Here is a 10,850-nt window from a genome sequence, read left to right as displayed (position 1 = left end):
AAAGCGAACTTACGTTTGATAAAAGCTGTGAAATTTGGTACAATAAGCTAGTAACACTTTTAAGGGAGCGTTACGGATTCGACAGGCATAGGTCGGCTGTTCAAGGCGATCCGAAGGTTACGTCTTCGCAAAAACGTTACCAGTTAAATATAACTGACAAACAAGAAACAAACACTTTAGCATTCGCAGCGTAAAACCTGCTTGCTAAGATCCGACTAACATCGTCCATGTGTTAACACCGGGTCCTATAATCAGTGGACTACGACTTGCTTATCCGTCTGTTAAGTAAGTAAGAGATTATCAGACTCGCAAAGATTGATGCTTGTTTTTGGGCTAGATCCGCGTTAAATCTAAACCATAAACTATGATTGTAGAATTGGACAAGTCGTTATGCTTGGACGCGGGTTCGACTCCCGCCGCTTCCATATTAGTCTCGTAAACTTACAGTGTTTACGGGCTTTTTTATTTGCTTTGCGCAAAATCAGCGCAAAAACTAGTCTTTGAATGAAAACTCAACAGGGTAATAATTGATAAAATAATGAATCAAAAATTTAGAAAGGAAATATCAAGATAAAGACAACATCAAGATTAAGATAGGATCAATATTAAATAGCTACGTCAAAATCAAAAATCAGTAAGCAACAATAAAAAATCATTAAAAGTAGCAGTCTACAACAAAAAATCTCACTCCCTTGGTTCACCGGCCATCGGAGTGAGAATGTAGTAGGCATACCCTTTTGGTATGCAGATTAATTATACCATCGAGGGCTCCCTAGTTGTCTACTGATTTTCTCAGCCATTTTTCTCATTATACAAGACACATCATTTTAGAAGTTGATATTGTTTGTATTGTCACTGTTTACAACACGAACATATGTTCTTATAATGGAGAGAGATAGTTCTTCTAATGGGGGAGTCAGGATGGATATTCCAACATCAGCTAATGAAACATACGCATTTGAGCAGCATTATTATGAGTTAGTCACTTTTTCTGTGCCAGTTCATTTGATTAAGTATCAACTAATCAAAACAATGGAAGGGTTTGGGAAGCCAAGGTTTCAAATTCCGCCGACTCATTCTAAAAATGGCTTACCATTATGGTTCGTATTCAAGATAGAAGGGGAGAATTACTACTATCAACGTGTGGTGTGCGAGGATAAGACAATCAGGGCTTATAATGATCAACTGCTTTACGGAATGGAACATCGGCAATGATTTTAGAACATAGTTTAGTTGTTACTCATTGCTCAAGCTTTTAGGTTGTTTTTTTAAGTGACCTAGACTACGATTATAATAGAGCTAAACTACAGAAGAGTTAAACCACAGAGTTGTTTGTTTTTAAGAAAGAAGGTCCGTATATGAAACTAAATTTCACAGCTGAAGCCATCACACTTTTACAACAGAAATATGATCAGGTAACTTCCTATATTCTTGCTGTCAATGATGGTACCAATGCTTTCTCTTCATCTGAAGGCTGTTGCATGATAGGTGATCGTTTTCTGTTACAACCCATCACTGAAATAATTGAACCTTATACGGTAAAAATTTCAATTGAACCCTTTACAGTATATACAGCCGCTTATGACCAGATGTTTCTATCTGGCGATTTGACATTAAGTATTAGCCCATCTACTCATAATTTGCAACTTAACGATAGTCGCGGAATTGTAGACTATAACGTTGAAGTGAAACAATTTCTCAATCAAATTTCTACTAGCTAGTGTGGGAAAAAGTTAGGTTGAAAAACACATATCATCAACGTGTTAATCATAATGGTTATAGTCATATTGGAAGATAGACCGTGCAATCAATCAACAAGCAACAATTAACTAACAATCAAATCCATGATCAAGAGAGTTTTCTGGGAGACAGTAAGTGTACTTCTAGAAGCTCTTTTTATGTTACCAAAATGATGTACTTCAATGCTGTTACCAAAAATGATAGCAATTAAATGAGTTAACTCAAATGATGTAAGCGAAATTAGGTCATCAAAAAATATTTTACTATTGTTAGTATAATCACTAAATTTTTTGTGAGTTTTCGATTATAATTAAATTATAGACATCCTGTAGTTCCTCTTCTATTAAGAAACACGATATCGTCGACTATAGTTACCGATCATTGTCCATAACTACTAATAAAAGCTATTCGTCATCACTAGTAGTTAGTATCAGAAAACTTCCTTTAAAAAAGCTGTTGCTTTAGACCTATTTTGTCATGTCATAGAAAAACCAGTAAACTGTCGCTTGTTCTTCTTTCTGCCACTTGTCATGTTTCTCTTTTGCTTAGGTTTCTCCTCAGGAGGTTGATTTTAATGGTTGATCGTGTTCTTTCCGCTATTCCCGATTTTAATGATCAGTCTTATTATTTTAATAATGGTATCCATGAAAGTTTGTATGAATTTTTAGGCGCTCATCCAGTTGCTGAGGATGATTCTAAAGGTTTTCGTTTTGTCGTTTGGGCACCTCGCGCTAAATCAGTGGCCTTGCAAGGTGATTTTAATGACTGGCGTTTGGAGGCGATGACGGCACTTCCCAATGGTTTGTGGGGGATTGTTTCATCAGATGCTCGGGTCGGTCAGTTTTATAAATTCATGATTACCGATCAAGTAGGGCATCAAACGTCCAAGATAGACCCATTTGCTCACCAGTTTGAAGTGCCACCAAAGGATGCTTCGGTGTTAACGATTTTAGACCCTTTTTCTTGGACCGACCAGCGATGGCTTTCTAAAGTCAAACGAACGGATTATACCAAGAAACCGCTTAATATTTATGAAGTCCATTTTAGCAGTTGGCGTACGCATCCGGATGGTCGTTATTATTCATTTAAAGAGTTAGCTGACTCTTTAATCCCTTATGTCAAAGAGTTAGGGTACACACATATTGAGTTTATGCCGTTGATGGAACATCCATTAATTGCCTCTTGGGGGTATCAGATTACTGGTTATTATGCTGTAGCTGGTCGTTTTGGCACTGTCAACGACTTAAGAGAATTTGTCGATCAGGCTCACCAAGCAGGAATTGGTGTGTTAATGGATTGGGTTCCAGGGCATTTTTGTCGTAATGAAGTTGGGCTAGCTTATTATGATGGGACGCCAACTTTTGAGTACGAAGATGTGAGACGGGCGGATAATGTTGGTTGGGGGTCTCTTAATTTTGATTTAGGTAAGCCTCAGGTGCGCAGTTTCTTATTATCTAACGCCTTATTCTGGTTAAAAGAGTGTCATATCGATGGTCTTAGAACGGATGCCGTTAGTTTCATGATTTACCGCGATCATGGGAGTTTTAGGGAGAACTGGGTTCCAGCTGAGGATGGCAGTAATAAAAATTATGAGGGCATCTCGTTTCTACAACATCTGAATCAAGTCGTTGCTAAGAAATTTCCACAGGTGCTGATGATTGCTGAAGAAGCGACCGATTGGGAAGGTGTGACGGCAAAGCCACAAGGTCTTGGTCTCGGGTTTGATTTCAAATGGAATATGGGTTGGATGAATGATCTGATGCGCTTCATTGAATTGCCAAACGAGCAACGGTCATCCTCCTATCGCTTATTGACCTTCCCATTGATGTACGCCTTCAATGAAAAGTATATCTTGGCAATTTCTCATGATGAGGTGGTCCATGGCAAGGATTCGATGCTCGGAAAAATCAAGGGTGATCGGTATAACCAATTCGCGATGTTGCGGGCTTTCTATGCTTATCGGTTAGCTTTTCCTGGGAAAAAGCTCCATTTTATGGGTGAGGAAATCGGTCAGTTCTTGGAATGGCGAGAATATTCCGAGTTAGAGTGGGATGTGTTAGAGCGACCTTTCAATAAAGAATTTCAACAGTTCGTCAAGACGGTCAATACCTTATATCAAACTGAAAAAGCCTTATACGAGAGAGATCTTGATCAAACAGGCCTGACTGTTCTAGAAGCTGACGATGCCCAAGCTGTCATCTTGAGTTTCATGCGTCAGGGGGAAAAACCACGGGACTTTTTGATAATAGCGACTAACTTTTTACCCCAAGAGCATCGCCCATATCGTATCGGTGTGCCTTATCGTGGGACCTATGAGATTCTCCTGAATTCGGAGATGACAGAGTTCGGTGGGACTTGGACCAAGGAAGAAGGACCGTTCCAAACGTTTGAAGAGGTTACTAATGGCCAACCTTATGCCATCGACGTGATTCTACCAGCTCTTTCTACAATCTATATCCGGCCAAAACGGGTCTACGGTGTTTTAAAGAACTAACTGAAAGCTATTTTGTTGTCATGATACCATTTGATATTGCTCCGTGTTCCCATCCATGCCACTTTTGCCAAATTCTGTCACTTTGTTTTTTTAGGACGAAGGAGGGGTGAGAGTTCTTATCTTCTAGAACTCGTATAGTCATGAAAGAAAAGATTATTGCAATGATTTTAGCAGGTGGTCAAGGGACCCGTTTGGGTGTACTGACCAAAAATATTGCCAAACCGGCTGTTCCTTTTGGTGGAAAGTATCGCATTATTGATTTTGCCTTAAGCAATTGTCGTAATTCTGATATCCATCAAGTTGGTGTTGTGACACAGTATCAACCATTACAATTGAACAAGCATATTGGAAATGGGGCTGCCTGGGGATTAGATAGTAGGGGTGGCGGCGCCACGATTCTTCAACCCTATTCTAGTGCTGATGGCGAGAAATGGTTCAAGGGAACTGCCCATGCTATCTATCAAAATATTGACTTCATTGATTCAAAATCACCGGAGTATGTTTTAGTCCTTTCTGGTGATCATATCTACAAAATGGATTACTCTATAATGTTGGCTTATCATCAAGAAAAGAATGCCAGCTTGACAGTTGGCGTTATTCCAGTACCTTTGAAAGAAGCCAGTCGTTTTGGGATCATGAATACAGATGCTACAGGGCGTATTATCGAATTTGAAGAGAAACCAGCTGAGCCAAAAAGTAATTTGGCGTCAATGGGAATCTATATCTTTAATTGGTCTAAATTAAGACGCTACTTAGTGGAAGATCAAGCTAAAGAACGTCAACTTGAAGATTTTGGTAAGAATGTTATTCCAGCTTACCTGAAAAATGGAGAGAATTGTTTTGCCTATTCTTTCGATGGCTACTGGAAAGATGTTGGGACGATTGAAAGTCTATGGGAAGCCAATATGGAGTTTCTGGATTTGAATCATCCGCTACATATCAGAGAAGAAGACTGGCGAATCTATTCGCAAACACCGCTGTCGCCTCCACAATTCGTCACTGAGACGGGACGGGTGTCCGATACGATGGTCGCTGATGGTTGTTATATCGCAGGGAGTGTCTCTCATAGCATTTTAAGCCAGGATGTTAAAATAGGGAGCCATGCTTCTGTTAAGAATTCCTTGGTGATGTCTGGTGTATCAATCGGTAAAAATGTCACGATTGACTATGCCATTATCGGTGAAAATGCTGTTATTGCGGATAATGCTGTTGTTGTGGGCGAAAAAGAAGCTATTGCAACTATTGGCTATGATGAGATAGTTGGGAGGATTACCGATGAAGATTAAAAGCTGTGCGATTTTAAATCTTACTGAGCCAAAGGATGCCTTAAAACCATTGACATCAAAGAGACCGATTGCAGCTCTGCCGTTTGCTTGCCGCTATCGTATTATCGATTTTGCCTTGTCCAATATTGCTAATGCAGGAGTAGAGTCTTGTGCCATGTTTATTTCTGAAAGTGGGCGTTCTATCTATGATCACATTCGCTCTGGTAAATATTGGGGACTAGATCTCGCATCTGCTGGCGGTATCTTCACTTTCTCACAACAAAACTGGCGTCGAGAATATGATTTGAGTCATGGAAACGAGTATGAGATCTATGAGGACCACCAGTTATTCCTATCTAAATCAAATGCAGAGTATGTGTTTGTTCTGGGAACTCAGATCGTGGCCAATGTTGATTTAACAGCCGTTTTACAGTTTCACGAAGAAAACAAAAAAGAGCTGACGGTTGTCTATCAGAATATCGAGCAAAAACAAATTGTAGGTAAACTGAACGAACCCGTTTTAGTCTTTGACGAAGGGGGCAACTTCTCCCACATTACGCAACACGAAAAACTGGAGACAAGTGATCAAGATCGTTTCCCAGTCAGTTTGAATATGTTCGTTTTAACGGTGGATACCTTGAATCAAATCTTTGAATGGGGCTACCGGGATCATGTCTACCTTGACACAGATCAACTGATTCTCAATTACATTGAGGAATTAGAAGTGAGTGCTTATGAGTTTACGGGTTACACAGCCAATGTCGATAGTATTGAGGCCTACTTTAAGGCCAATATGTCTTTACTAGAAAAAGGAAAATTCGATGCCCTGTTTCATGGAGCAAATACAGTGATCACCAAACCTAAAAATGGAGTTCCTACTTATTATGATAAGGACTCTTTGGTTCACACGTCACAGTTAGCCACTGAATGTATTATTTTTGGACAACTCACCAATAGTTTATGCTCACGCCGAGTAAAAGTTGGTAAGGGATCTACAGTTGATCATACCATCTTGCTTCAAGGAGTCACGGTTGGGGAAAATGTCCAATTGAGTTACTGCATTTTGGATAAGCAAGTCGTGGTAGACGATGGGGCAGTTATTGAAGGGTCCCCGGAAAATATTGTGATCGTTCCAAAGGGACAGCATGTATCTGCATAATGAGAGAGGGGTTAGTCAATGAAAGTACTATTCGCTGCGGCTGAAGCTGCACCATTTTTTAAGACGGGTGGGTTAGGTGATGTTGTTCAAGCGCTACCAAAAGAGCTCGTAGCCCTAGGTGTCGATTGCCGTGTCGTGTTACCTTATTTTTCCAAAAAAATCCCTGACAAATTTAAATACCAACTGAAAGATGTCACCCACTTTACGTTTGAGGTAGGGGGAAAAGCGCAATACTGTGGAATTAAACAGTTAGAGTATCAAGGGGTCGTTATTTATTTCATTGACAACCTCACTTATTTTGGAAGAGATAGTCTATACGGCTATTGGGATGATGGAGGAAGATTTGGCTATTTTTCGCTAGCAGCGATTGAAATGCTTGAAGTCATCGACTTTATCCCAGATATTATCCATTGTCATGATTGGCATACTGCTATGATTCCAGCCTTATTAGTGGACAAGTATCATTGGAAAGAGCCGTTGCAACGCATTCGAAAAGTTCTAACCATTCATAATCTGCGTTTTCAAGGAATTTTTCCGGAAAGTATCCTTGATACTGTTTTTGCGACAGGTCGCAATATCTTTACCGAAGACGGAATCAAGTTCTACAACCAAGTTAACTACTTAAAGGGCGGCATCAATTTTAGTGATCGCGTGACGACCGTTAGTCCTAGTTATGCTGAGGAAATCAAGACGCCAGAGTTTGGGGAATCACTAGATGGGACACTAAGATATAACGATTGGAAACTGTCAGGAATCATTAACGGGATAGATACCACCTATTATGACCCTGAAACTGATCCTCATCTGAAGGCACCTTTTTCACTGGCTGACTTGAAGGGAAAAGTGGCCAATAAGATGGCGCTCCAAAAAGAACTGGGCTTACCTGATGATGAAAAAATTGCCATGATTGGTGTGGTCAGTAGATTGACTGATCAAAAGGGCTTTCAGTTATTGGCAGAGATTGGTGAAGAGTTGCTACAAGCTCAGATTCAATTGGTAATCTTAGGAACTGGTGAACCACAGTACGAACAAGCGTTTTCGACTTTTGAGTCTCGTCATCCAGAAAAATGCCGGGCAATTATTGCTTTCGATGAAGGACTAGCGCAACGGATTTATGCGGCTAGTGATCTTTTCTTGATGCCTAGTGCATTTGAACCCTGTGGATTATCGCAGATGATGGCGATGCATTATGGCAGTTTACCAGTGGTTCATGAAACTGGAGGACTTAGAGACACAGTCGTTCCATATAATCAATATACGGAATCAGGAACCGGGTTTTCATTTCAAAGGTTTGACAGTTACTGGGTATTAGCTATGATCAATAAGGCTTTAGAGCTTTATTATGATCATCCAAAAATCTGGCGAAAATTGGTCAAAGAAGCCATGTCAAAAGATTTTTCTTGGAATGGACCAGCAAAAGATTATTTGGCACTGTATACAAGTTTGATTGCTGATGATGCTTAATGTGTTTAAAAAACTTTAGAATAGTTAGAATGGAATGCATTTATGACGCGAGACGAAGGGAAGATGCCTAATGCTATCGGAAGTCAAAACATTTCAAAAAGAATACATGACGCAGTTTGAAGACCTATATGCTTATAGTTACGAAGAAGGAACTGATACGGAACGCTTCCTTGCATTGGGATTATTATTACGCCGTTACTACGGAGATCGGTGGAAAGAATCTGTTTCAGAATACCGTCAAGACAAGAAACGACAAGTGTATTATTTCTCGATGGAGTATTTACCAGGACGGCAACTCAAGTCAAATTTGCTGAATCTAGGATTACTCCAAACGGCACGGACGGCTATTGATGGTCTAGGGCTTGATTTTGACCAGATTGTTCGTGCGGAAGTCGATCCAGCGCTTGGAAATGGGGGGTTAGGTCGTCTGGCTTCTTGCTTTATGGACTCAATGGCCTCAACTGGAATTGCTGGGAATGGGTGTGGTATTAGATATCGCTATGGCTTGTTCAAACAAAAATTTGTCAATGGTCATCAAATTGAACTGCCAGAGAATTGGCTCCGTAACCTGAATGTCTGGGAGGTCAGACGTGAAGGAAAAGCTGTGACGGTCAGATTTGGAGGCACAGTGGAGTTAGTCCCTAATGCCGATAATGACTTGAAGCCAGTTTATCATAATACGCAAACGATTTTAGCAGTGCCATATGATACCCCACAAATTGGCTATCATAATAAGACAGTGAACACCTTGCGCTTGTTTTCGGCTGAGGTCCCCTATGAAGATGAGACTGCCTATCAAACCCCACAGGAGCGCAATGCTGTTAAGCAAATCACCGAAGTTCTCTATCCTGATGACTCCAATTATGAGGGTAGGCTCTTGCGGTTAAAGCAGGAATATTTCCTATGTAGTGCGGGAATTCAAACGATTGTCAACCACTTTAAAGGCCTCAAGTTAGAATGGTCAGAATTCCCTGAAAAAGTGGCGATTCATATCAATGACACCCATCCAACACTGTGTATTCCCGAGTTGATGCGCATCTTATTAGATGATGAGGGACTAAGTTGGGAGCAAGCGTGGAATATCATTCATAAAACATTTAGCTATACCAATCACACAATCCTAGCTGAGGCGATGGAAAGATGGCCAGTCGATATGGTTGAAAGAACACTCCCTCGGATCATGCAGATCATCTGGGAGATCAATCGCAGGCATTATCTGATCAAAGGGGCATTATATGGGCAAGACATTGCGCATAAGACAGCCCCAGTCATTGATGGCCAAGTCCAAATGGCCCATCTAGCCATACTAGCGAGTCATAGTGTGAATGGGGTCGCAAAATTGCATACCGAGATTCTAGAAAACTATACCTTACGGAACTTTAAATTGATTTCGCCAGCAAAATTCAATAATAAGACGAATGGAATCACCCTGAGACGCTGGGTTATGCTGGCAAATGAGCCGTTATCCAATTTGATCGATCAACGGATTGGTAAGGAGTGGCGAAGTAGTCCTAAGGAAGTTAGTTTACTGAAAGCCTATCAAACCGACAAGAAGTTGTTAAAGGAACTCTTAGCAGTCAAAAAGGCTAATAAGGAACGGTTTGCGGCTTATGTTGCTGATCAAATGAACATTGAGATAGATCCAAATGCCTTATTCGATGTTCAAATCAAACGGCTACATGCCTATAAAAGGCAATTACTCCAAGCGCTTCATATCATTGATCGTTATTGGAGAATCAAAGAAGATCCAGGATCGATTCAACAACCAAGAGTCTTTATCTTTGGTGCAAAGGCAGCACCAAGTTATCACTATGCGAAAGAGATCATCAAGTTGATTAATGCTTTGGCAGACCTTGTTAACAATGATCCTGAGGTGTCTGAGTTCATTAAAGTGGTGTTTGTGGAGAATTATGGGGTTAGTCTCGCAGAGTTAATTATTCCGTCTGCTGATTTGAGTGAACAAATCTCTCTATCGGGTAAAGAAGCTTCTGGAACGAGTAACATGAAACTGATGGCGAATGGGGCATTAACAATTGGAACACTTGATGGGGCAAATGTTGAAATCAGAGATAGTGTCGGTGAAGATAACCTCTTCTTGTTTGGGTTGAAAGCTGATGAAGTTGAGAATCTTAAGGCGAGTCATATTTACCATTCTGCTGATTACTACCATAACAACCCTAGAATCAAACGTATTTTGGATACCTTGATTGATGGGACAATCCCAGATATCGAGGAAGAAGGTCGTGACATCTTTGATTCGTTAGTGACTTATAACGATGAGTACTTCTTGTTGAAAGATTTCGACAGCTTTGTGGATGCACAAGATCAAGCAGACCTTGCTTTCCAAGACCCTCACGAATGGGCTCGGAAATGCTTGCTCAATATTGCGGCGAGTGGTAATTTCTCGAGTGACTATACGGTCTTACGTTATGCGAAAGAAATCTGGAAAGTGGATCCAGGCTTACACCTGTTCAATATCCAAGATTTCTCTTGAGATTTTGAGTTAATCGTTTTTGAATTAATCCGTTGTTGATTTGCACTATTGTTGATTTGCTCTGTTTATGAGTTAATTAGTTTTTGAGTTGATAGTCTCGTATAAAAAATAAGAGAAGAGTAGAGTAAGATAAATATCAGAACATGGAAAAGAAGTTGCGGTCTGTAAATTGATCACAACTTCTTTTTTCATCTTTGCGGAGTTGATAGAATGCTCAGTAGTCTTTTTAAGGCG

The 10,850-nt window shown here is 40.4% G+C and carries 8 protein-coding genes and 1 other RNA gene; all 9 read left to right on the top strand.

What is annotated here, in order from left to right:
* Window positions 1–63: 63 nt before the first annotated feature.
* The 9 genes from ssrA to H541_RS11570 all read left to right on the top strand — a co-directional run bounded on the left by ssrA (window position 64) and on the right by H541_RS11570 (window position 10,616).
* Window positions 64–428, top strand: a transfer-messenger RNA (tmRNA) gene (gene ssrA / locus H541_RS12925).
* 493 nt (window positions 429–921) lie between these two features.
* Window positions 922–1,215, top strand: a complete 294-nt coding sequence (locus H541_RS0104700; RefSeq protein WP_022796189.1) for a DUF5960 family protein — start codon at window positions 922–924, stop codon at window positions 1,213–1,215.
* A gap of 143 nt (window positions 1,216–1,358) precedes the next feature.
* Window positions 1,359–1,721 carry an iron-sulfur cluster biosynthesis family protein gene (locus tag H541_RS11575; protein WP_022796188.1) on the top strand — a complete coding sequence of 121 codons (363 nt, stop codon included), beginning with the start codon at window positions 1,359–1,361 and terminating at the stop codon, window positions 1,719–1,721.
* Between the two features lie 80 nt (window positions 1,722–1,801).
* Window positions 1,802–1,951 (top strand): hypothetical protein, encoded by a 150-nt coding sequence (locus H541_RS13175; protein WP_156831874.1) that lies wholly within the window; start codon window positions 1,802–1,804, stop codon window positions 1,949–1,951.
* A gap of 363 nt (window positions 1,952–2,314) precedes the next feature.
* Window positions 2,315–4,234 (top strand): 1,4-alpha-glucan branching protein GlgB, encoded by a 1,920-nt coding sequence (glgB, locus tag H541_RS0104690; RefSeq protein ID WP_022796187.1) that lies wholly within the window; start codon window positions 2,315–2,317, stop codon window positions 4,232–4,234.
* Window positions 4,235–4,374: 140 nt separating this feature from the next.
* Complete coding sequence (locus H541_RS0104685; protein ID WP_022796186.1) at window positions 4,375–5,520, top strand: glucose-1-phosphate adenylyltransferase; 1,146 nt, start codon at window positions 4,375–4,377, stop codon at window positions 5,518–5,520.
* Window positions 5,510–6,658 carry a glucose-1-phosphate adenylyltransferase subunit GlgD gene (glgD, locus tag H541_RS0104680; RefSeq protein ID WP_022796185.1) on the top strand — a complete coding sequence of 383 codons (1,149 nt, stop codon included), beginning with the start codon at window positions 5,510–5,512 and terminating at the stop codon, window positions 6,656–6,658. Before H541_RS0104685 ends, glgD begins: the two co-directional genes overlap by 11 nt.
* 18 nt (window positions 6,659–6,676) lie before the next feature.
* Entirely contained in the window at window positions 6,677–8,122 is a 1,446-nt protein-coding gene (glgA, locus tag H541_RS0104675; protein WP_022796184.1) for a glycogen synthase GlgA, read from the top strand.
* A 70-nt stretch (window positions 8,123–8,192) separates the two neighbouring features.
* Window positions 8,193–10,616: a glycogen/starch/alpha-glucan phosphorylase gene (locus H541_RS11570; protein ID WP_022796183.1), complete on the top strand. Its 2,424-nt coding sequence runs from the start codon at window positions 8,193–8,195 to the stop codon at window positions 10,614–10,616.
* Window positions 10,617–10,850: the final 234 nt, after the last annotated feature.

It is taken from the genome of Bavariicoccus seileri WCC 4188 (assembly GCF_000421665.1).
Classification (GTDB): domain Bacteria; phylum Bacillota; class Bacilli; order Lactobacillales; family Aerococcaceae; genus Bavariicoccus; species Bavariicoccus seileri.
Note: the sequence above shows the minus strand (reverse complement) of the source record. Positions and strands in the feature narration are given on the sequence as shown.